Annotated in this window: 23 protein-coding genes; 9 read left to right on the top strand and 14 right to left on the bottom strand. The window is 64.9% G+C overall.

The annotated features are described in order from the left end of the window. Positions 1-81: 81 nt before the first annotated feature. The 4 genes from FOH10_RS01500 to FOH10_RS01485 all read right to left on the bottom strand — a co-directional run bounded on the left by FOH10_RS01500 (position 82) and on the right by FOH10_RS01485 (position 3,175). Positions 82-762: a hypothetical protein gene (locus FOH10_RS01500; RefSeq protein WP_143979333.1), complete on the bottom strand. Its 681-nt coding sequence runs from the start codon at positions 760-762 to the stop codon at positions 82-84. Continuing rightward, a complete protein-coding gene (locus FOH10_RS01495) occupies positions 759-974 on the bottom strand; it encodes a hypothetical protein (protein ID WP_143979332.1) in 216 nt (71 codons plus the stop codon). The genes FOH10_RS01500 and FOH10_RS01495 overlap by 4 nt, the downstream gene beginning before the upstream one ends. A 72-nt stretch (positions 975-1,046) precedes the next feature. After that, positions 1,047-1,874: a hypothetical protein gene (locus tag FOH10_RS01490; RefSeq protein WP_143979331.1), complete on the bottom strand. Its 828-nt coding sequence runs from the start codon at positions 1,872-1,874 to the stop codon at positions 1,047-1,049. Beyond that, positions 1,847-3,175 (bottom strand): hypothetical protein, encoded by a 1,329-nt coding sequence (locus tag FOH10_RS01485; RefSeq protein WP_143979330.1) that lies wholly within the window; start codon positions 3,173-3,175, stop codon positions 1,847-1,849. The genes FOH10_RS01490 and FOH10_RS01485 overlap by 28 nt, the downstream gene beginning before the upstream one ends. A gap of 74 nt (positions 3,176-3,249) precedes the next feature. On the opposite strand from FOH10_RS01485, the gene FOH10_RS01480 reads away from it, so the two are divergent. After that, positions 3,250-3,732, top strand: coding sequence for an ESX secretion-associated protein EspG (locus FOH10_RS01480; RefSeq protein ID WP_143979329.1), 483 nt, complete (start codon positions 3,250-3,252; stop codon positions 3,730-3,732). 97 nt (positions 3,733-3,829) lie between these two features. On the opposite strand, the gene FOH10_RS01475 is transcribed toward FOH10_RS01480, so the two are convergent. Both FOH10_RS01475 and FOH10_RS01470 read right to left on the bottom strand, forming a co-directional pair. Next, positions 3,830-5,035, bottom strand: a complete 1,206-nt coding sequence (locus FOH10_RS01475; RefSeq protein WP_143979328.1) for a DUF3558 domain-containing protein — start codon at positions 5,033-5,035, stop codon at positions 3,830-3,832. A 102-nt stretch (positions 5,036-5,137) separates the two neighbouring features. Further along, positions 5,138-6,964: an outer membrane protein assembly factor BamB family protein gene (locus FOH10_RS01470; protein WP_186000678.1), complete on the bottom strand. Its 1,827-nt coding sequence runs from the start codon at positions 6,962-6,964 to the stop codon at positions 5,138-5,140. 316 nt (positions 6,965-7,280) lie between these two features. On the opposite strand from FOH10_RS01470, the gene FOH10_RS01465 reads away from it, so the two are divergent. Both FOH10_RS01465 and FOH10_RS01460 read left to right on the top strand, forming a co-directional pair. Further along, positions 7,281-9,125, top strand: a complete 1,845-nt coding sequence (locus tag FOH10_RS01465) for an outer membrane protein assembly factor BamB family protein (RefSeq protein WP_143979326.1) — start codon at positions 7,281-7,283, stop codon at positions 9,123-9,125. Between the two features lie 497 nt (positions 9,126-9,622). Continuing rightward, a complete protein-coding gene (locus FOH10_RS01460; RefSeq protein ID WP_143979325.1) occupies positions 9,623-10,114 on the top strand; it encodes a DUF488 domain-containing protein in 492 nt (163 codons plus the stop codon). On the opposite strand, the gene FOH10_RS01455 is transcribed toward FOH10_RS01460, so the two are convergent. The 3 genes from FOH10_RS01455 to FOH10_RS01445 form a co-directional block, all read right to left on the bottom strand. Further along, the gene (locus tag FOH10_RS01455; RefSeq protein ID WP_143979324.1) at positions 10,111-10,941 is read right to left on the bottom strand and encodes a hypothetical protein; all 831 of its coding nucleotides are present in this window, start codon (positions 10,939-10,941) and stop codon (positions 10,111-10,113) included. The genes FOH10_RS01460 and FOH10_RS01455 overlap by 4 nt on opposite strands. Before the next feature lie 366 nt (positions 10,942-11,307). After that, entirely contained in the window at positions 11,308-11,709 is a 402-nt protein-coding gene (locus FOH10_RS01450) for a PIN domain-containing protein (RefSeq protein WP_143979323.1), read from the bottom strand. Then, positions 11,694-11,939, bottom strand: a complete 246-nt coding sequence (locus FOH10_RS01445) for a type II toxin-antitoxin system Phd/YefM family antitoxin (protein WP_143983795.1) — start codon at positions 11,937-11,939, stop codon at positions 11,694-11,696. Before FOH10_RS01445 ends, FOH10_RS01450 begins: the two co-directional genes overlap by 16 nt. A gap of 239 nt (positions 11,940-12,178) precedes the next feature. On the opposite strand from FOH10_RS01445, the gene FOH10_RS01440 reads away from it, so the two are divergent. Both FOH10_RS01440 and FOH10_RS01435 read left to right on the top strand, forming a co-directional pair. Then, on the top strand, positions 12,179-12,895 hold the full coding sequence (locus FOH10_RS01440; RefSeq protein ID WP_143979322.1) for a histidine phosphatase family protein: 717 nt from the start codon (positions 12,179-12,181) through the stop codon (positions 12,893-12,895). A 96-nt stretch (positions 12,896-12,991) separates the two neighbouring features. After that, complete coding sequence (locus FOH10_RS01435) at positions 12,992-13,381, top strand: hypothetical protein (RefSeq protein WP_143979321.1); 390 nt, start codon at positions 12,992-12,994, stop codon at positions 13,379-13,381. A 33-nt stretch (positions 13,382-13,414) separates the two neighbouring features. On the opposite strand, the gene FOH10_RS01430 is transcribed toward FOH10_RS01435, so the two are convergent. Further along, on the bottom strand, positions 13,415-14,104 hold the full coding sequence (locus FOH10_RS01430) for a PAS and ANTAR domain-containing protein (protein ID WP_143979320.1): 690 nt from the start codon (positions 14,102-14,104) through the stop codon (positions 13,415-13,417). Positions 14,105-14,381: 277 nt separating this feature from the next. Between FOH10_RS01430 and FOH10_RS01425 the strand changes: the two genes are divergently transcribed. After that, positions 14,382-14,582 carry a hypothetical protein gene (locus FOH10_RS01425; protein ID WP_029931197.1) on the top strand — a complete coding sequence of 67 codons (201 nt, stop codon included), beginning with the start codon at positions 14,382-14,384 and terminating at the stop codon, positions 14,580-14,582. 119 nt (positions 14,583-14,701) lie between these two features. On the opposite strand, the gene FOH10_RS01420 is transcribed toward FOH10_RS01425, so the two are convergent. Then, a complete protein-coding gene (locus FOH10_RS01420; RefSeq protein ID WP_143979319.1) occupies positions 14,702-15,004 on the bottom strand; it encodes a hypothetical protein in 303 nt (100 codons plus the stop codon). 551 nt (positions 15,005-15,555) lie between these two features. Here FOH10_RS01420 and FOH10_RS01410 point away from each other — a divergent pair. Further along, positions 15,556-16,470 carry a helix-turn-helix domain-containing protein gene (locus FOH10_RS01410; RefSeq protein ID WP_143979317.1) on the top strand — a complete coding sequence of 305 codons (915 nt, stop codon included), beginning with the start codon at positions 15,556-15,558 and terminating at the stop codon, positions 16,468-16,470. Next, a complete protein-coding gene (locus tag FOH10_RS01405) occupies positions 16,457-16,666 on the top strand; it encodes a DUF397 domain-containing protein (RefSeq protein ID WP_143979316.1) in 210 nt (69 codons plus the stop codon). Before FOH10_RS01410 ends, FOH10_RS01405 begins: the two co-directional genes overlap by 14 nt. A 28-nt stretch (positions 16,667-16,694) precedes the next feature. Here FOH10_RS01405 and FOH10_RS01400 read toward each other — a convergent pair whose 3' ends face one another. After that, a complete protein-coding gene (locus tag FOH10_RS01400; RefSeq protein WP_143979315.1) occupies positions 16,695-16,949 on the bottom strand; it encodes a hypothetical protein in 255 nt (84 codons plus the stop codon). Between the two features lie 18 nt (positions 16,950-16,967). Here FOH10_RS01400 and FOH10_RS01395 point away from each other — a divergent pair, with 18 nt between their 5' ends. Beyond that, positions 16,968-17,618, top strand: coding sequence for a hypothetical protein (locus FOH10_RS01395; RefSeq protein WP_143979314.1), 651 nt, complete (start codon positions 16,968-16,970; stop codon positions 17,616-17,618). A gap of 253 nt (positions 17,619-17,871) precedes the next feature. Here the strand turns inward: FOH10_RS01395 and FOH10_RS01390 are convergent, their stop codons facing one another. Together FOH10_RS01390 and FOH10_RS01385 are read right to left on the bottom strand one after the other, a co-directional pair. Further along, positions 17,872-18,504 carry a winged helix-turn-helix transcriptional regulator gene (locus tag FOH10_RS01390; protein WP_143979313.1) on the bottom strand — a complete coding sequence of 211 codons (633 nt, stop codon included), beginning with the start codon at positions 18,502-18,504 and terminating at the stop codon, positions 17,872-17,874. A gap of 147 nt (positions 18,505-18,651) precedes the next feature. Continuing rightward, positions 18,652-19,716, bottom strand: a complete 1,065-nt coding sequence (locus tag FOH10_RS01385) for a GlxA family transcriptional regulator (protein WP_143979312.1) — start codon at positions 19,714-19,716, stop codon at positions 18,652-18,654. Positions 19,717-19,782: the final 66 nt, after the last annotated feature.

Here is a 19,782-nt window from a genome sequence, read left to right as displayed (position 1 = left end):
GATCAGCGATGCGGTATCAGGCGCTCGCCCGTAACGCCCAGCGGGTTTATCGGATGTTGCCCTGCCCAATCCGAATTCAGATCACTGTTCCGGCAGTCTGGCGACAACCTTCCGGGAAATTGTGGCCCACTCGTCATCGGTCGGCAAGGTGATCGATAGGGGTGTGTTCTTGTCGATGAGGTCCGTCATGCCCGTGAAGATCGAGATGCTGACGATGTAGGCATCGGTATAGATCGTGACACCCGAGCGGTTGTCTTTTACGAGCACTTCACGGGCGATTCCTGGGATCGGATGGTCGCCGGGAACATCTTGCAACTCGAGGACGACATCCAGGGGCATGCCCTGCATCGCGCGTCTGACGTTGATCTGTGCCAGCGGAGACATCAGATCCTTCAGGGCGAAATAGTACTCGCAACTACGGTATTCGGAACCGTCATGCTTGGTGAAGGCGTTGTTCTCGCCCTCCTTGACATCCACATCGACGAGCGTCTTGACCTCGGCCGCGGTAAGAATGCACTCGTCTTCGAGCACATCCTGGTCCAAAACCGATGTGCGGGTGGGGGTTTGCTCGGTCGTGGAGATCGAGGGCTGTGCATCTGCCGACGCCTCACTCTCATCAGCATTGCTGCAGGCACTGCTTGCCATGACGACCATTGCGATCGGAACGGCCATGATTACTCGCCCGATACGCGCGCGCATCGTCATCGTTCGGTCTCTCACTCGCCAGTCTCGCTTGGTGGGCATGTCGCCGTTCATCGTCACCAGGGAGGCTCTGCGGCGATACGGGAATTCTCGTGCAGGAAAACCCGCTCCTCGTAACTTATTTCACCGGCCCAGCTGGGTTCGGCAGCTGACGCGCCTTTCTTGCCCGACTGCTGGTTCTGGTTCTTCACGTCCGGCTCAGTTGTGCCGGATTCGGCGAGCGGCTTACGCAGCAGTGCCCGGAGCTCGGGTGGGAGATTCCGCTCACTCATGGTTCCTCAGCTCTCCTCGGAGATAGATTCTGCATGCCCGTGCTTATCAGCGCGATTCGATACCCATGACGATCACACCGGCGGGGCAGGCCAGCCGGGATACGCCGGTTGAGCGGGCAACGGGGCGTCGAGGAAGACATTCTCATTTTCGGCGGGTGCATCGGGATAAAGACTCAAAGCCCATGCGTCGCAGGCGGCTCGGTGGGCGGAATCTTCACCGGAGGGGAAGTACACCTGCCAGCTGTCGAACAAATTCCCGGTCGGGGCTTGCCAATGCAGCCGGTCTGGTGCGGGCTCATACGGGCCAGCATCGAACTCTGCCGCCTCGTCACCGATTCGAGCGAGCCGGACATCCGCCGCAACTCCCCGATCGTAGGAGCTTATGTAGGTCCTACCATCACCAAACTTGCGGAGACTCGTGGATGCATTCGTTAGCGCACAGAATTTGGCGTGGAACCCGTCTTCGGTGGGCTGGATCTGCTGGATATGGACCTGGATGGTTCCTGAGTGGGTACCCCGGTAGACTGTAGCGTCTTCGTAGAACTCGGCTTTGCGGGGCTCGACAGCATCCATGTACCCGGGATAGGTGACCTCGGGACCGGCGTACCCCGCGATGCGGTCGGCTTCGATGGAAGCCCGTACGAGGGTGGCTTCGGGCGAGAACAGGTCGATGCCGGGTTCGGCCGACCACACCACGGTGGCATCACAGACCTGTTCCGGCGGCCTGTACCGGCCCGACCCGTCGTCCGCGCACGGACTGACAGCTTCGGAGGTGGTGTCGGTGCCGGGGCTTTCACTATCGGTACACCCGGTGAGCACCACCGCCGCGGCAAGGGTCGCGGCGGTGCACCGCAGCACGGTTCGAGTGTTCGTCATTCTTCTGATGAGTGGTTGATCCACGTATTGTTTCCTGCTTCCGCAGCATCGGTACTGGCGAGCACATCATCCACCGAGTCCTTGTAGCTTAGATTGCCGGGGCGAGTGAGTTTCGTATATGCGTCGCGGTCGGTACCGTGATTGGCATTGCCCAGATATTCCTTGAGCCGGTCCTTATCGATACCAGCATCAGTGAGCACCGAACGGACCGTCTCCCCGGAATCCTCTGCACCGTAGGGCATGTCCCCGATTGCTTGGTTGTATTCGGTGAAGCTCTTGAGGATCACCGCGCTAGTGCTGCCGTCGTCGGCTTGGAATCTGTGGACGAACTGGTCGGGGAGCGTGTTGACGTCGATTGCTCCTTGCTTGACGAGGGTTTCGACCATGGCGAACTGTCGGTGTTCCTCGGTGCCGAATGTCGTGGAGTTGTAGTCGAGCGTCACGCCATTGGGGTTCCTGAACTCCAACTGCGGCGCCCTCCCGGCTTCCTGCGGCTGGACTTCGATGAAGTCGTTCTTGACGAATTCCGACGCCGAGGCCACCATCGCGCCCACGGGAAGACCACTCGGGGTGGCGAGGCCGCCGACCATGATCTGCGCGGCGGTGTAGGCGGTGTTATAGCGCGCCTGCTGGTCAGCGGCGAGTTTGTCATAGTCGCCCTGGAGTTCACCGAGGCTGGCACCGATTCCTTCGTTGACCAGCCAGGTGAGCCGGTTGGCGTATTGGCCTCCCCGGGACCGACCCATACCGTCGCCGGCCTCGTCTGTGGCGAAGATCGAGTCCATGCGCATGGATTCGGCCAGCGCCGCCGCGTTGATGATGGTTCCGGCCTGGAGATCGGTATTGAGAACGGTCATGACCCGTGTGGCTTCGATGGGGCTGTCGAAGACCTCGCGGTCGAGGGTGGGGGTGTCACCGAATCCGACGGTGCCGGACAGGTCGTCGGTCATCCCGACCATCTTGCCCACGTAGGGTTCCAGGGCGGTGGCCATCGAACGGGTGAGTTCGGGGTTGACCTGCCCGAGCGCGTCGCTCTCCTTGCCCTCTCCCATGTCGAGCCAGCGTTCGAACGGGCTGGTACCACCCTCTGTTTCGGTGCTCGACAGCAGTTGCGTGAGCCCGAACGCGGCTTGGCCGGCACGCACGTTGGCATCGGTGGGGCCCACATCGGGGTCGACACGCGCGTCTTCGCCGATCCAGCCGAACATGCCGTTGCCGAGCGTTGCGCCGCCGTCGTCCCAGTCGTGCGTCATCAGCGGCACCATCACATTGTCGCGGTCGTAGCCGTCACCGAGCACACCGTTCTCGTTGTTGCCGGTGAGCAACGCGTAGTTAGCCTCTTCATTGCGGGTACCGGCTTCGACTCCTCGCCGCCCGCACAGGCGGCCACGGTTACGTAGTGACCCAACTACCCGGCAAGACTCCGGACGCGGGTGGCAGCTTCACCATCGCCGCCTGCGATCCCGTCGCGCTGGCCGATACCGTCGTCGCCGCTCTGCCAGACGAAGCACCCGGCGCTCAGGCCGAAATCCCGCTGGCGGCACCAGCTTCGGGCACCGAGGATCTCGACCAGTTCATCGCGCAGTCACCCACGGCCGCCGACCACGGCAACGTGGTGAGCGTGCGATCCAAGCGCTTCTTCCGGGTACGGCCCACGCGGATGGGTGTCATCGACATCGCGCAGGGCAACTCGGTCTTCGGTCCCCGCGGCATCACCGACCACCGCCTGGAATGGCGCGACCTGCCCGACCACGGCCGCTACGCCATCCGGCACGCGGCGCCATGGAAGGCGATCGGCGTCGACGCCCAGAAGCTCACCACGATGATCAACATGTACGTCGCCGACATCATCCGCGTGATCAAAGTCGAACGAGGCAGCTGAACAGCAACCGGAAATCGCCAGCAGCATCGAGCCACTCCGCAACAGCCGCTGTTCAGACCGCGGATCGTTCGTCGGCTGGCGCATGGTGCGAAGTCTCCTACACGGTCGGTGGCAGGTCTTCCTGCAAGACGGTCACGACCCGAGTCAGCTCATCACACAGTTCGGATTGTGAGCGATCCTCATTCAAAGATGCCTCGAACTTGAGCGTTCGGCCTCCGAGGTTAGGAATATTGGCCGGCTCCGGCAGCTCGAACGCGAGGACGCACCAGAGATCGGAATCGCGCCAGCGCACCTGGACCGCATGGCGGTCGCCGATCGTCACCGGCTTCGGATCTACATAGGTGCGTTGCTCATAGACCGACCACTCGAATGGCGCTTCATGGGAGTAGACCCTGACGCGATACCACTCGCCGTCCCATATGCACCTCGCGATGCCGGACTCCGCCGAGCGGATTTGCGTCTTCACATCGAGCCCGGCGGCAGTGAGCGCTCGCTCCGAAATTCGGCAGGGATCCCACACCGCCGGTTCGGCTGCGGTCGTGGTCGGTGCGCGGGTCCGGCTGGTCAAGGACGGAATGGTGAGCACCGATGTCGTCAGCATCGACGGAGTCTGTTGGGCAAGGGCTTTGGCGATCGCTTCGGCACCGGACTGCAGGTCCGCGCGGAGTTCCGGTGAGTCGCTCACCGTTGGCCTCTCGGGGTCTCCGGACCAGTCCCTGCCTGATGTCTCGACGATCACCTTGAGATTGCCGATCGCGAATTCCACACTTGCCCGCGTCATCTCGATAGAACTCTCCGCCTCCACCCAGATCACCGCGTCGTGACCGATACCTGCGATCGGCGTCGGTTGCGGGCTGGTGCTGAAGTACGTCTTGTGCTCCATCAGGCTGCGGGTCGTCGTCCCGGCCTCGATGGGATACAGCGACAAGAAGTACGAGATCGAGACATTCCGCCACATCGGTGCTCGGTCTGGCGCGAGAGGTTCGCGAAGGACCGAGCCGCCGAAGGTCTTTGTGCAGAGCAGAGATTGACTGGTATCCCCGGCATCACGCTCGGCATCGTCGAGTTCGGCGTCCGGGAGGTACACCCGGCCCGCGAACTCCTTGATCGCCCCCTCAGCGGGCTTCAATGCCTCGGTACAGTCGACCGGTAGCTCTGAGAATCCCGCCGCGTACTGCGACCTCACCGGGCCCGAACAACCGGTCGCGAACAGCACCGAGGCCACCAGTAGAGCAGGTACCGCGAAGAACCCGCGAACGCGACGAACACCCACCTGTGAATCCCCTCCCAAGATGTAGGACACCGGACAGTTTCCTTCCTCCCGACTTCGACCTCGACGCCGACTGAAACCGGGCGACCCGATGGCCGGCGTCACCGGCGACGTGATCGGACGCCGGTGAGGCTCTCATCGGGCGGGTTCGGCGGTGTAGCCGATGACGGTTGTCGGTTGCTCGTCGTAGCGGAGCGGGGAGCACACCACCAGCAGCGCCGACGCCGCGGTCACGATGGTGGGGGATTGACAGTATTCGTCGCCTGTTTCGACTGGTTGGGCGCTCGCTGGAGCACCGTTCTCACGGCTCCAGGAGCGCACATGCAGCCGGTAAGGGCCCAGCGTTCGGTCCCGCACGAGTGCGGCTATTTCGGTTCCGAGGAAGACGACCGAGGGGCCCATCTTCGTCGATTCGAGACCGGTGTTCGTCAGTGTGAAGGCGAGAGTGTCACGGTCCGCGTCTCCTATCTCCAGCCGGTCGCCGGTGTCTCGGGAGGAGAAGTGTCTCGCCACTTGCGGTCCGGACGGGTCCGCCCCGTATAGGCGGTAGCTGCTGCCGTAACGGATAGGGGTGCTCGGCACGTGACCGGGTGCGTCGATCAGCATGTGCGACGCCCCGAGGCCGGTATCGCGGTCCGACCAAGAGACGACGGCCGTATTCGCCATCCTCTCCACCCCGGCGTAGACATCTGAAGACTTGCTCCGATCGGCGGTTGGCCGGTGCGCGAAGTCTCTGCTGGCGACCTGCGCACCGGTCGCGGCGTCGAACGCACGGACCTGGTACCAGGATCGGCCGTCCTGCTCGCAGTCCACGACCCAGTAGATGGTCGTGTCGGTGGCGGCGTGGCTGATGTGGGGATTCCAGTTCCGATTCAGGCCCGGACACGAAGAGAAGTCGATCTCGGTGAGCCACAGTCGTTTTCCGGTGCGAGCGTCGTAGCGTGCGGTCTGTGTCGCGGTGGCCAGCAGCAGCGATTGCGGCGCTGTAGTGGCGTACTCGCGGCCGACGTCGAACCAGCCGGACTGGGATTTGTCGCGGAGGAAATCGGAGTCGGCCCATAGGATTTCACCGGTGACCGCGTCGAACGCCCGATAGCCGAGACCACGCCAGACGGCCAGCACCACCGCGCCACCGTCAGCGGCCAGCAGGGAGTCCGAGGCGTAGCCCATCGTGGACTCACCGTTTTGCGGGGTCCGTCGGTAGTGCCAGCGCTCGACTCCGGTGGCACCGTCGTAGGCGGTGATCCCGGCCGGTGTCGCGATGACGAATCCGGTTCCCGCGGCGACGATATCGATGTCCCTGTCGTCCTGCTCGCGAGGCGGTAGTCGGATGCGGTACCGTTCGGCGCCCAGCCGGTCCGGGCTACCGGGGATGGCGGCAGGTGCCGCCGTGGTGTGGTCGATATTGACGCTGTCGTCTCCGGCACGCACCGCGACCACTCCGAGCGCTGCCGAAACCGCCAACCCCACCACGGCGGGAACGGCGATCGCGCGGTAGCCGATACCCCACACGGTGGTGACGCGGCGGAGCAAACCGAGCACCAGCAGCCCACCGATCGCGACGAGGACCGTCGCCGCCATCGCGGTCGGCAGGCGAGTGAAGTAGGGGTGATCGGTGCGGATGCGTGCATACAGGCTCGGCAGGTGATGGAAGTAGGCCATACCCGCCAACACCACCAGGGTGAATCCGGCGATGAAGGTCGTCCACGCCTCGACGGCCCCCTGGTAGTTCTCCGAGCCCTCGGATCGGCGGCCTCGCCGGAACGCCGCAACGGTCACCACGAGCAGCAGTACACCGGCTATCGCCGCCGCGACCGCGAAGGTCTTCGGCGCGTCCTGCGGAAGACCCGAGGGAAGCTTCAACGGCACGGTCGACGCCCAGAACCAGCTGTACAACCCCAGCGCCGTACCGCCGAGGAGCAAACCGAACCCCAACCCCACCAGGACAACTCGGACGCGCATCCCAGCTGTGGGATTGTGTTCGGTCGTCGACGCCGTCGGTGTCACCTGTATCCCCCAGTCCTCGGTGGTCCGCCCCTCCGAACCGCCGGATATCCGGACCCGCAGCGGGCTGACCATATGCGGCGAACAGCATAGCCATGATCGCAAGGTCGGCAGCGTGCGAGCGGTCGCAATCGCTGTGGCCAGGTACACATCGGGCTCTCGGCGTTCCCGATCGAGTCCTCGTGCACCGCGCAGCGGCATCGCGGATTCACCGTCCGGTCAGGGTGATCTTGGCGGCTATCATTCGCCTGTTCTGAAACTCGGAGGGGGAGATATGGATTCGCGGCCTGACAGAGCACCGGCGGCGGTATCCGCGGTAATCGGTGGCTTGGGCCTCGGTCTGTTGCTGGATGCGGTCGCGCTCGGCCTGTACAGCCGGTTCCTGGCCGACACCGTGCCGTTGTATGACCTCAGCAATGAGGTGCCGGTGGTCGGGGTGGCGGAGCGGTTGGGCCTGTGTGCGGCGATAATGAGCGCGATAGTGCTCGCTGCGGGTGTCGTGAACTTCGCCGCCGCTCGGCGTGGAGATATACGCTTCGTCGGCCGTCGCACCGTTTCAGCGGACTCGGTGTCGTTCTGGGCGATCAGCGTTGTCGTCGTGGTCCTTGTCGCGGTGATCGGTGTGGGCTTGATCAGCCACCCGTTGACGGTGTACGGCACGGTTCGAAGCAGCTACCCGTACTTTCCGCGGCTACCGGCGGCCATGGCCGCATACGTCCTGGCCGCTGTGGGCACGCTGTCGGCGTTGGTCGGCATCCTCGGCGGGCGACGGATGCACGGTCGCTCGGCCCGGCTGGTCTCGATAACCGTGGCCTTGGGTGTGCTGGTCTCGGTCGGTGTGTCGACCGCTGCGATCCGGGCAGGCGACGACAACGTCAATATCGACCACACGACCGCAGCCGCCGCTGCCGAAATTCCAGCCTTGCCAACTGCATTGGGCACCAAGCACTATCGGCTCTTCATCCCCGACGACGGATCGGGTGTCGACATCGTCGTGGCGGGTCGGGGACCGGTGATCGGTACCGGTGCCGGTATCACCGCCTACGACGGTGCCACCGGAGCCGAGCTGTGGCGCTATCACCGACGTGAGCAGTCCGGCCAGCACCTGCTGGCGTACGTAGGTGAGTCACTGATATCGACCGATGGCGGTGCGGTCGTCATCGCAGGCTGGCACGAGGTCGGATTGATCGCCTTCGACGCGGTGACCGGTGAAATTCTCTGGAGTGATTCGGATTACACCCGCGATAGACGGTCGGGTCTCCCTTGGGAGGAGCGGCTCCGACACCCGAACACCCGGGTCGAGGCGGCACCGGGACCGCTGGTGTTGACCCACCCCACCCGAATCAGTCGATACGACCCTCGCACCGGAAAACGTTTGTGGCTGACCGACACCGCTTACTCCGACTGCGGTGGACCACAATTCAACGCGGCCGAAGCCGCGCCGAGCGATCAGGTGACCGACAACGGTATCTACCGTGCCCAACCGTGCAGCACCGAGAACCTCACCTGGTGGCGCATCACCGCCATCGATCCACAGCGCGGCACCGTGATCGGCACGCGCGACATCGACCACCAGCCGACCAGCGCCCGGCACGCCATCCCTCGCATGCGGAAGATGGCCAACACCATGGTCGTGTCGTGGCCACTCACCAATACTTGGCGCGACTACGCATACCTCGTCCTCGACTCCCCCGACCAGCTGGAAACCACGCCGATCACCGACAACCGACCGGTCAGCGCCGACCCCTTCGGCAGCGATGTGCTGCTCGAACGCTGGCTAGGGACGGAACGTCCCCGCAGCCTCCACTTCGAAGTCGCCGCAATCGGTTCCGACACCGCCCGATACACCGTCGAGGGGATCCGAGGCATGGACAGTGCCGACAATTCCCGAATATTCCTCACAGACGAGCTCGTCGAATTCGACCTCTATCAACTCGACAGTGGGTTCGACCTCCAGATACGCGCTTGGCGGCGGACCGATGGCAGCCCATCAGACGTGCAATCGATCGAGCGTGACGGTGGGTGCAGCCGCACGGTCCTACTGGCCGTCCCGTCCGCGCTCCTGGCTGTCTGTCACGGCACCCAAGACGTCGCAGTCATTGGCTTCACCCAGCAGTGAACCTGGCGCGGATGATGCGATGTGCCGGGCGAGCGTATGTCTGGGCAGTCATCAGGATGGGCCCGATGTCGTAGCGAACGCTGCTACCGCCGTCTGCCTAGTCCCGGGGAGCCACCCCTGACCGTCCGCACGCTGACGGATCGAGTTGATTGTCGCACGTTCACCGACGGTGGCGGATCAACGCCGGATCTGCTGCGAACTCTGCCGCGACGCCACTGTGGGGCGAGGAATCGGATCCCTCGTCACCCTCTAACACCATTGTCATGCCCGAAAATGACGCCGCCGCATCGAACTCGGTGCCGATCTCGGCGAGCAGTGACGTCGCGACTGCGCGTCACCCGAAGATCTGGCAACCGAGAACCTGCTCCGTCGCCGACCGCGGTCCGGCAACGAAGTACTTGTATCGGATCGGGTCGAATTCTGCTGCACTGAGACTGTCGATAGTGTGTGATGAAGGCCGATCTTGATCGAACAATCATTCGTCGAAGAGTGTGAGGATGACAACGCTGAGGAATCCGGTTGACCTGCAGTCTCCCCGCACGGACGCCGGGCGGGTACCTGCACTGGTGAGCGTCGGGTACGAAGGGCACAGCCTCGAGAGCCTGGTGCAACGGCTACTACTCGAGAAGGTGCAGATCCTGGTGGACGTTCGCCTGAACGCCTCCTCACGCAAGCCAGGTCTATCCAAGACCAAACTGTCGGAATCCCTTCGAGCCGCTGGCATCGAGTACATACACCATCGAGCGCTCGGCAACCCCAAAGACAACCGTGACGGATTCCGCAACGGTGAACCGGCGAGCCGAGCCCGTTTCCGTGAGGCGTTGTCCACAGATGCGGCGGCCGACGCACTGTCGCACGTGGTCGAGTTGCTGGACGGCGGTGTCGTGGCATTGCTGTGCTACGAACGAGACCACGCCACATGCCACCGAGCGATCGTCGCCGAGCATCTCAAGGCCGCTGCCCCGGACATCGAAGTATTCCACCTTTAGAACAAGGTGAGGTCGAGCTCAGCCAGTTTCGGCGGATACCACGTGCCGAGAATCGAGAACGTCTGGTGACGGCGGGCTTGATTGCCGATAAAGAAGTGCAGGTCGACCGATGGATCACACATCTGATCGGCCCACTTCTGCTTGATCATTCGCTTGGCCGCAGCATCGCCGTGTCTTCGGCGCCATTTGCGTCCGGCCTCTCCCAGCTCCCAGTCCAGCACCTTCTGGTTGTGGCCAGGACAGGACTCCGATCGGCACCTGTACTTGTATCGGACTTCGTACGGCATCGGCTCCAGCGGCGGCAACCCGGGCCCCAAAAGCGTGTCCTCGCTGGCTCTCTTAATCTTCGCCAGCTGATCGCCATCCCAGGGCTTGCCCGGCTCGACAATCACCTTGTCGACGATTGGCTGAATCAGACCCAGTGATCTCGGCGCACCGTGCGATGCCGAGCCAGTGTCGGCACGTAGCCCGCAGGTGGTTACGCTGCCCACCAAATCCCCCAGTAATCTGCGGCGCAGCGACCATCCGCGACTGGCCGACACCTGTTCGGAGACACGCAACGAATACTGATCTGGGCGGTGCGACTCGACCCGGATGTCCTTGCCGCCATGAGCCCGAACATCGACCGTCACTCGCGCATACTTCGCAAACTGGTACTCGTCTCCGATGCCGCGGAACCGCACCGGATACAGCCGAATCCATGTGGGCGGTCCATCGTCCAATCGCGCCCCGGCCACGCAGACGGTCTCCTCGTATGTTGCCGACGGAGAGGGGTAGGTCTTCACGGTGATCAGAATCTCGGCAGTCTGGAAGCCCGGCTTCGCCATCTCGTCCCCCTACAGGTGTTGGCTTGCCACCAATCAACCTGTACCACAAAGGAAGCCGATGAATGCCACCCTTGTCGCTATTTCGAAGCTGCGACCTGACGGCACCTTTCAGCAGCTGCTCGGTGACGCTCTCGGCCCGCACCGCGCTCCGCATGTGCGGACCCTGGCCGACTCCTGCCGACATCTGGAACCTGTGCACCTGACCATCGAAAGCCCTTGCGCGCGAGCCATACCCGCACCGGTCGACTACGACGACCAATCCGCATTCCCAAGGTATCCGAGCCGAAAGTTCACGGCTCGGTTCGGCGTTTTCGATCTGGTTCGGCTCCTGGGAACCATCTGTGGCGGTGCGCGAAACGTTGGAGGTCAGCAGGTCAGGCAGTCCACTTCGGGTAGCGTGCCGAGGTTGGCCTTGGTATCGGTGGTGACCACTGTCCGGCGCGTGGCCGCTGCCGTGGCGGCAATGATCAGGTCGTGGGCGCCGCGCGGCTGGCCAGTCCGGCGGACGTATGCCATCAAGCGGGCATGTGCACGTGCGACATCGAGGGTGTGGTCTTCGACGGGCGTGGCCGCGATGAATGCGTCGACGAACGCCTTCCGCGCGCCCTGGTGAACTGCATCGGCGAGTTCCACGCCCAAGTACAACTCGGAGGCTGTGATCATCGCGATCGCGATGTCGTCATCAGCGCGCAATACCGTTGCCAGATCGAGCTTTGCGCGTTCGGCGGCGATCACAACGCCGGTGTCGAGAATCAGTCGTCTTCCCACGCTGCGCTCACTCCGTCGATGAGAACCTTGCGGGCGGCTTCGATGTCCTCGCCAAATCCTTCGAGCGGCGTGCGGCCCGCGAAGAACGCGATGACCTCCGCGCCGTTCTCGCGGGCAGCGGGAATTATCGTCGCGATTCGGCGACCGCCGCGCGTAACCGTGATCGTCTCGCCGTGCTCTGCCTCGTCGAGCACCGCCGAGAGATTACGTGCGACTTCGGTGGCGGTCATGATCTTCACGGAAATCATATTATCTGATTCGAGACGGCCCGCAGGTCGGATGGGTGGTCTCGACATAAACTTGCGACGTTCTCATCGGATCTCCGTCGCGCGCTGGGAGAGACGGGGCACCACACCCGCCCTCGACCATTCACCGGGACACCTCTTTGCGGCCGTCGGCGCCCGGACCTACCGTCCCTGAGCAGGCCATATCCCTATCCGGTGTGGGCCGCATCACTCGAGGAGTATCCATGCAATCAATCGCATCTCGCCTGTCCACGATGGTCGGATCGGTCGTCGCGGCGGTGGCAGTTGTGGCGGCTGGAGGCGGTACCGCGGTAGCGGCACCGCCCGGTGAAATGACTCTGACCTTCGTCCGTCATGCGGAGTCGGCCGGCAACGCGTCCGGCCTCATCGACACCTCCGTCCCCGGTCCTGAGCTGACCGACAAGGGGTGGGTACAAGCCGAGGCTGTCTCCGGGGCGCTGGGGGACTGCAAGTTCATCGACGGCGTGTACGTCTCGACGATGGTGCGGACCCAGCAGACGGCGGAGCCGGTCTCGGAGCGGTGTGATCGTCCAGCGGTCGTCGAGAGCGGCTTCCACGAGATCGAGGCCGGGATCTACGAGGGCACACCCGAGCGGGATGCGATGCGGGGGTACTTCGCCGCTCCGCTGCAGTGGATGCAGGGCAACCTGGATGCTCGCATCCCCGGCTCGATCAATGGCCATGAGTTCAAGCAGCGGATGGACGCCTCCATTCAGGGCATCCAGGATCGCGGCACCAAGCGTGCGGTTGTCTTCTCGCACGGCGGCGCCATGATGGTCTGGGCGGTGATGTCGCTCGACAACGTGGACGTGAGCAAACTGCAGACCGACCCGATTCAGAACACCGGACGGGTGGTCGTGAAGGGGAAGCCGGGCAAGGGCTGGAAGCTCGTGTCCTGGGACGGCAGCCCCGCTGCCTGAGCGCGTCCTCCGCCCGCCGACCCCCACCAGGCACCCACCGATCGCCTGATGGGGGTCTGCGGGCGGAGACGGTAGTACTGATACCGAGTCCTACCAATGTCTTTCGAGATCGGTGAACGACGAGCGGTGACCTACAGTACGGGCATGCGTTGCCAACGACAGCCGTACCTCATCCACCTCGTGCTCGGCGGTGCGACCGCTCTCGGCGTGCTCACCGGTTGCGGTTCCGGCGAATCGAGCGCCGACGAGCAGGCGTCGCCCGTCACCTGCGCTGAGTTCTTGCGGATGAGCAGCGCCGAGCAGTTCGATGCGGTAGAGCGGGCGGTGCAGAACAAACCGGGCTGGCAGCTCGAGGCGGCGGAGGGTGATGGGCCGTCGATGGCGTTGCGGGCGGCGACGACGATGGTCACGAAGAACTGCAGCCTGCCCGATGCTGCCGAGCGGACGGTCGCGGAATCGGTGCGCATCCCGTCGACGACGCCGTGACGAGGGGACGCGGAAGACTGGTTGTCCGGGGCGTCAGGGGGTCTGTTCGTGGATGGTGAGTAGCAGGTGGTCGAATGCGGCCACGGTGTTCGGGGGTGGGGGTGGGAGTTGGGGGAGGGCGTCGAGCAGGGCTTCGGCCAGGTCGCGCAGTTTGGTGTTGGTTTCCTGGGAGCGCCATTTCAGGACCTTGAACGCCTGGTCGGAGTTGATGTCGTACATGCGCATCAGGACGCCCTTGGCCTGTTCGATCGCCGCGCGGTTCTCCACCACTTCGGGGATCACGGTGTCGAGGGTTTGACGTTCGGCCTCGGCGAGGGTGTCGGACAGGTCGATGTAGTAGCCCGAGGTACCGACCGGGGTGCCGGTGGCGTCGAGGATGTGGTCGGCGACCAGCATTACGCGGTGCTCGACGCCTGCGGTGTCGAGGAAGCGATGGCGGCTCGAGAAGGGCTGGCCGTGAGTCAGTGACCGCGCGATGGATTCGGCAACCTGTTCGCGATCGTCCGGGTGCTTGTGCGCCAACAGCAACTCGGTGGTCGGTTCGATCTCACCGGGGGCGTAGCCGTGCATGCGGTACACCTCGGGCGACCACTCCCAGCGTTGGGTGGCGAACCAGAAGCGGAAGCTGCCGAACCCTCGCTCGTTCGAGGTGAGCTGGTTCGGCTCACCGGTGGTGCCCGGGCACGGCACGGCGTCTCGAGCAGGGTCGACAGTATCTGTCATCACGCAAGTATGACCCCCCGCGCGCGCATCGGCGTCCTTCTCGGGATTCCACTGCGGCACGGGACCGGTGGGCTGGTTTCTCAACCCGACCGGTATCGATGGGTTATCCCCATTCGCGCTGTCTACGCCTAGGCCGCGGGCGAATCACCGAACCGGTGCAGTGACCTGTTACTCGAGTAGCTGATGGTTTGTTCGTCGCTCGGCGGGTAGAGCCTGAACGTGGATGGCCACACCGGGCGCATCCACTTCATAACTCCCGACACAGGAGGTGTGACACATGGCTGATCCGAACAACCCCGGACAGTTCGGCAACCGCTCCGACACCGCAGAGGCGGCCAGCAAGGGCGGACAGGCCAGCACCGGCAGCTTCGGTGAACCCAATGCCGCCGACCCGCACGAGGCCGGGCGCAAGGGTGCCGAAGCCCAGCCGCAGGAGGCGAAGGTCAAGGGCGGCCAGCACAGCCACGGCGGCCACTGACCGCGTCATCGCGCGGGCCGGGTACAGACTCCCCCGGCCCGCGCACCGCGTTCAGCGGTAGGACCTTGAAAGTCGTTCTGTCGCACAGTGATCGCGCCGAACTGCGCGGGACCCCGTATTCAGTTCGTATTCACGGTGTGATCCGCGATGGCGGCGGTGACCGGGCAGCGGTCGTCGACCGCGGACGGTTCGATGCCGTCGAAGATCGTGTCGAGGATGGCGGCGCGGTCGAGAGTCGATGGGAAGATGTGGGTAGCGCGGGCACTGCGGATCACCGCGTGTAGGACAGCGGCGTAGATGTGAGTGCGGGGGACGGTCAGGCGCCAGCCGTTGCGTTCGCGGGCGCGCAATCGGGCGTCGATGGTGTCGAGGACGTCCACGATGACCTGGATCTCGATTCGGTCGGTGTCATCGCAGGGCATGGCGGCCGCCGAAAAATGTTGCGCCGTAGCCGAACAGGTTCCGCACGTGGGCCAGCCAGGACCTGGAGGGTATGACGGACGTGGGGGTGGCGCGCGGATCGAGCACCATCCGTCCGGTCGCGACCAGCGCATCGCGGGCGCGCCGCCGGACTCGACAGCGATCCGTTCCGCACGCGAGATGCACCTGCATGGCGCGGTGGGCTCGGTCGGCCGTCAGGTCCCCCGGATCTGTGTGGCACGACCCCAATCCACGCATGGCGTACCCGATGGGGGCGGTCGTGCCGGTCGCCGGTTCAGCCTGGGGAGTCTGCCGTCTCTCACGTTCGATGCGGTCGATGATCGCCTGCACCGACCACGGGTTGTTACGTGCCATTGTGTTACCTCCCATGCCATCGCTGTGGTCCAAGCACAGCACCGGACAAGGACCGGAATCACGAAAATCGGAATCCCGGCAACAAGTCTCCTGAAGCCCCATAGACTGATCCGGAAACGCAGGGAACCGCACCCGATTTCGCGATCCGACCGACCCGATTCCGCAGAGGGACACCGGTATGGCCAGTGCGCACGACGAGACCGAGTTCCACCCGAGTTCGACACTTCCGCGACGGCAACTCGGTCGGTTCCTACGCGAGTGGCGTGACGCCAACGGATTCACTCTCGCCGCTGCCGCTAAGCTGGTAGACCTGTCCACATCCGCGCTCCAGCGCGTCGAGGCCGGTCAGACCCAGAAGGTGCGCAAGCAGGACGTGCGCGCGCTGTGCGAGGTCTACGGTGTCGGTCCCGCGGATACCGCCGCAGCCATCGATCTCGCAGCACTCGCTCGGACGCAAGGCTGGTATCACGCCTACGGCGGGCTGTACTCCGACGCGTTCAACATGTACGTCGGGCTCGAGGCCGCCGCGCACCGGCTGACCACCTATCACGAGCATGTGCCGGGATTGTTGCAGACCGCCGACTACGCTCGTGCAGTCATCGGCGCATATCCCGGTTTCACCAGCGCCAGTGATGTCGACCGTCGCATCGAGCACCGGATGAAGCGCCAGGCCATTGTGACTCGCAAGACCAATCCTGTTGTGCTGGAAGTTCTCTTGCACGAATCCGCTCTCCATCGGATGGTCGGCGGCCGACAGGTCATGGCAGCACAATTACGTCATCTGGCCGAGGTGTCGAAGCGCCCCAACGTCGCCATGCGGCTGTATCCGTTTTCGGCAGGACTGCCTTGGGGATTGCCGCATGGATCGTTCACGATCCTCGCGTTCGACGACCACGGCACAGACGCACCAATCGAGCCGCCGCTCGTTTTCATCGAAGGCGGCCCCACCCAGGACGTATATCTGGAAAAGCCCGATGACGTGCGGATCTATAGTCGATATGCGGCGGCGATTCGGAGCGCCGCGCTGGACGAGGACACAACCCGGGAGTACATCCGCCGGGTCACGAAGGAGTTCGAGTATGACCAGACCTGAGCCCGGATTCGAATGGTTCAAGAGCAGCCACAGCGGAGCCACAAGCGATTGCGTGGAAGTCGCGTGGCTGCCCGAAGGCCGTGTCGGAGTGCGGGATTCGAAGAATCCGACCGGCCCGGCCCTGGTTTTCACCCCCGGCGCGTGGGATGCCTTCACCGCGAGCACGGCACACGGGGAGTTCGACCGCCCGGCGTGATCTGCGATGCGGTCTTCGGGTGCGTCGCCTAGACGGACGGGTTCTGCGGTTTGCGGCGGCGCAGTCGCTGGCGGATTCGGGCGCGGAGGCCGACGGGGGTCTCGGGCGCGGAAGCGGTGGGGGGCTGTTGCGCCGCGGTCGCCTGCACGTATCGGATGTGCAGTTGTTCGCGGACCTGGTCCGGGGTGTACGCGCGGCGGCGGCGCTCGGCGCGCACGATCACCACGCCGGTCGCCACCACGCCGGCCGCACCCGCCAATCCCACTGCCTTCCACCACCTCATACCGCATAGGCTACGTCCATGACGGGGACGAGCATCGGACTCGACCGGGCGATCGAGCTCACCAGGACCGGTGACATCTGGTTGTTTCGTGGGTATTCGACGGCCGATCGGGCGATTCGGATGACGACGAACAGTCCGGTGAACCATGTCGGCATGTCGGTGGTGCTCGATGATCTGCCCGCGCTGATCTGGCACGCGGAGCTCGGGCGGTCGCTGCCCGATATGTGGACGGGTACGGCGCATCGGGGCGTCCAACTGCACAATCTGCGCGACGCAGTGCTGGTGTGGGCGCACCGCTACGGCCAGCGGGCCTGGTTGCGGCAATTGGATCGTCCGGTGACCCGCGAGATGGAAGACAGCCTGCTGCGCACCATCGCCCGGCTCGACGGGACACCCTTCCCGTCCACCGCGAGCCTCGCCGGACGCTGGCTGCGCGGCCGAATCCGCATACCGCGCCGCCGGGACGCGGCGGCCCGGGAGTTGGAGAACGCCTATTGCGCGGAGATCGTGGCCGCGACCTATCAGGCGATGAGGTTGTTACCGCAGCGCCGCAGCCCCAATTGGTATGACCCGGGCCGGTTTTGGAGCGGGGACGAATTGCGATTGGAGAACGGTTTCGCGCTGGGCGGCGAGATCGAGGTGCGGGTGCCGGACGCACCGAACACCTGACGTCGGTCCGAAACCGGCCACGATCACGCGCGGACTACCGCGGCGCTGAGCTCGGCGACCTCGGATGGCGCGCACGTTCCGAGCGGCGGATCGGCCACGACGCATACTCCCGGGCGACAGACCGCCCACGAGACACACTCCCGGGGCGACAGACCGCCCACGAGACACACTCCCGGGGCGACAGACCGCCCACGAGGCACACTCCCGGCAGACGGGTCGGGTTCGCACCCGACTCGAATGCCGACACGTTCGACTACCGCACTCGAGCGCCCCCGAATACGGCGAGCAGGTCCGATTTCCGGCCCCGGAGCTCACTCGCCGCGAGCGCCTGCTCGACGGTGAGCATGCCCGAGGCCAACCCCAACACGACGGCGGAATCCCCGCGCAGCACCGTGTCGGGATCCTCGCCGCCACGCTCGACACGCGCGCCGGTCTCGTCGACATGCACGATCACGGTTTCGTCGTCGACGGTGAATCCGATGGTCGTCGGTTCGTCGGTGCGCCGGTCGCGCAGCAGCGCATCGAGGGCGACCACCAGCCAGTGCTCGCGGAAGGTGTCCTCCCCCGGGCCGGAGATCATCAGCGGGGTGCTCCATTTCACCAGCGCCGCAACGGTATCGCGGAGCTCCCTGCCCCAGGGCGTGAGCGTGTACGCGACACCGTTGCTCTCGGTGTCGAGGGTGCGCGCGACGACGCCCACTTCCTCGAGCTCCCGCAGCCGGGAGGCGAGCAGATTCGTCGCGATCCCCGGCAGCCCGTTCAGCAGCTCGTTGTAGCGCGCCGGACCGACCAGCAACTCCCGAACGATGAGCAGGCTCCATCGCGCGCCGACCACATCGAGCGCCCGCGCCAGCCCGCAATATTGACCGTAGGACCGCTGTGCCATGGCCCTCCTCCGCCGCGCTTGACTTTTTGCATCTTGCTTGACTTCACGATACTCCGGGGATCATCCAGGGTGCTGGCGCGCACCGGGCACTCATCCACACGATCGGGAACGCCCGCCACGCCGGGTGCGCCGACATCGCCCGCTAGCTCATCGACGGCGTGAGCGGCCGGTGATCGACCGAGGAGTCCGGTCGATCACCGGTGCACCGTCCACGACGGGCGACGAGATCCGTTCGGAGGCTTGATGGTTCGCGCGGGAGCGGGTGGTGGTGGGAGTTTCGCCGGTGTGGCGGCGGTAGATGCGGCGGAAGGCGGCGGGGTCGGCGTAGCCGACGGCGGCGGCTACGGCGTCGATGGGGTCGCGGGTGGTGGTGAGGAGGGTGGCGGCGTGGCCGACGCGCAGGCGGTGGACGAATTCCGTGGGGGTGATGCCGAGATGCTCGTGGGTGCGGCGGGTCAGGGTGCGCGGGGAAACGGCTGCGGCGCTGGCCAATTCGGTCAGGGTCAGTTGGCGGTGGAGATGGGTGGTGACATGTCGTTCGACGGCGCGCAGGGTGGGGTCGGAGGCGCGCAGGTGCTCGAGGACCATGTAGCGCGACTGCGACATGCGGGCGTCCAGGACCAGGTAGCGGGCCACCCGGTGAGCCAGATCGGGACCGGACAGCCGGGCCAGCAGAGCGAGGACCAGGTCGGCGTGCGCGAAGGCCGCGCCGGCGGTGAGGACGGAGCCGCCGTCCACCACCATACGGTCGGCGCGCACGGTGATGTCGGGATGCATCCTGGTGAACAGCGGGGCCAGCCACCAGGTGGTGGTCGCCTCACGCCCCGCGAGCAGACCGGCGGCGGCCAACACGAAGGTGGCCGAGCACGAGGCGGCCACCGTGGCACCGTTGGCGGCGGCGTCGCGAATCAGATCGATGGCGCGCAGCGTGTCGGGGCGGGCCAGCAGGGCGCGCACGCGGGATGCGCTGGCCGCCGACGGACCGGGTAGCACCAGCACATCGCCTGGTCCGAATTCATTGCCTACCAGGGGGATACGATTCGTCACCGCGATATCGCGCCCGGTGCCGGACCGCACCGGGTCGCCGTCCACCGATACCACCCGCTGGCGCAGACGGAGATCGTCGGCGAACCCGGCCGCCGTATCGACGACGTCGATTCCCAACCCCAGCGCGCCCTCCAGCACTCCGTCCAACACCAGGTGGGTGATCATATGGCGAGATTAGACCGAAGTATGGCGTTCCGGTCAATGGTGGAGCCGGTCCGACACCGGCAGGGT

This window comes from Nocardia otitidiscaviarum (assembly GCF_007362295.1).
Lineage (GTDB): Bacteria > Actinomycetota > Actinomycetes > Mycobacteriales > Mycobacteriaceae > Nocardia > Nocardia otitidiscaviarum.
This window is presented reverse-complemented; position numbering and strand designations above follow the sequence as displayed.

Coding starts and splice junctions, on each gene's coding strand:
- FOH10_RS01410 (WP_143979317.1), top strand. CDS start 15,556: ATGGCCAGTGCGCACGACGAGACCGAGTTCCACCCGAGTTCGACACTT.
- FOH10_RS01495 (WP_143979332.1), bottom strand. CDS start 974: ATGAGTGAGCGGAATCTCCCACCCGAGCTCCGGGCACTGCTGCGTAAG.
- FOH10_RS01445 (WP_143983795.1), bottom strand. CDS start 11,939: ATGACCGCCACCGAAGTCGCACGTAATCTCTCGGCGGTGCTCGACGAG.
- FOH10_RS01395 (WP_143979314.1), top strand. CDS start 16,968: ATGACGGGGACGAGCATCGGACTCGACCGGGCGATCGAGCTCACCAGG.
- FOH10_RS01385 (WP_143979312.1), bottom strand. CDS start 19,716: ATGATCACCCACCTGGTGTTGGACGGAGTGCTGGAGGGCGCGCTGGGG.
- FOH10_RS01405 (WP_143979316.1), top strand. CDS start 16,457: ATGACCAGACCTGAGCCCGGATTCGAATGGTTCAAGAGCAGCCACAGC.
- FOH10_RS01465 (WP_143979326.1), top strand. CDS start 7,281: ATGGATTCGCGGCCTGACAGAGCACCGGCGGCGGTATCCGCGGTAATC.
- FOH10_RS01470 (WP_186000678.1), bottom strand. CDS start 6,964: ATGCGCGTCCGAGTTGTCCTGGTGGGGTTGGGGTTCGGTTTGCTCCTC.
- FOH10_RS01425 (WP_029931197.1), top strand. CDS start 14,382: ATGGCTGATCCGAACAACCCCGGACAGTTCGGCAACCGCTCCGACACC.
- FOH10_RS01455 (WP_143979324.1), bottom strand. CDS start 10,941: ATGGCGAAGCCGGGCTTCCAGACTGCCGAGATTCTGATCACCGTGAAG.
- FOH10_RS01400 (WP_143979315.1), bottom strand. CDS start 16,949: ATGAGGTGGTGGAAGGCAGTGGGATTGGCGGGTGCGGCCGGCGTGGTG.
- FOH10_RS01435 (WP_143979321.1), top strand. CDS start 12,992: ATGTCTTTCGAGATCGGTGAACGACGAGCGGTGACCTACAGTACGGGC.
- FOH10_RS01430 (WP_143979320.1), bottom strand. CDS start 14,104: ATGACAGATACTGTCGACCCTGCTCGAGACGCCGTGCCGTGCCCGGGC.
- FOH10_RS01420 (WP_143979319.1), bottom strand. CDS start 15,004: ATGCCCTGCGATGACACCGACCGAATCGAGATCCAGGTCATCGTGGAC.
- FOH10_RS01440 (WP_143979322.1), top strand. CDS start 12,179: ATGCAATCAATCGCATCTCGCCTGTCCACGATGGTCGGATCGGTCGTC.
- FOH10_RS01460 (WP_143979325.1), top strand. CDS start 9,623: ATGACAACGCTGAGGAATCCGGTTGACCTGCAGTCTCCCCGCACGGAC.
- FOH10_RS01390 (WP_143979313.1), bottom strand. CDS start 18,504: ATGGCACAGCGGTCCTACGGTCAATATTGCGGGCTGGCGCGGGCGCTC.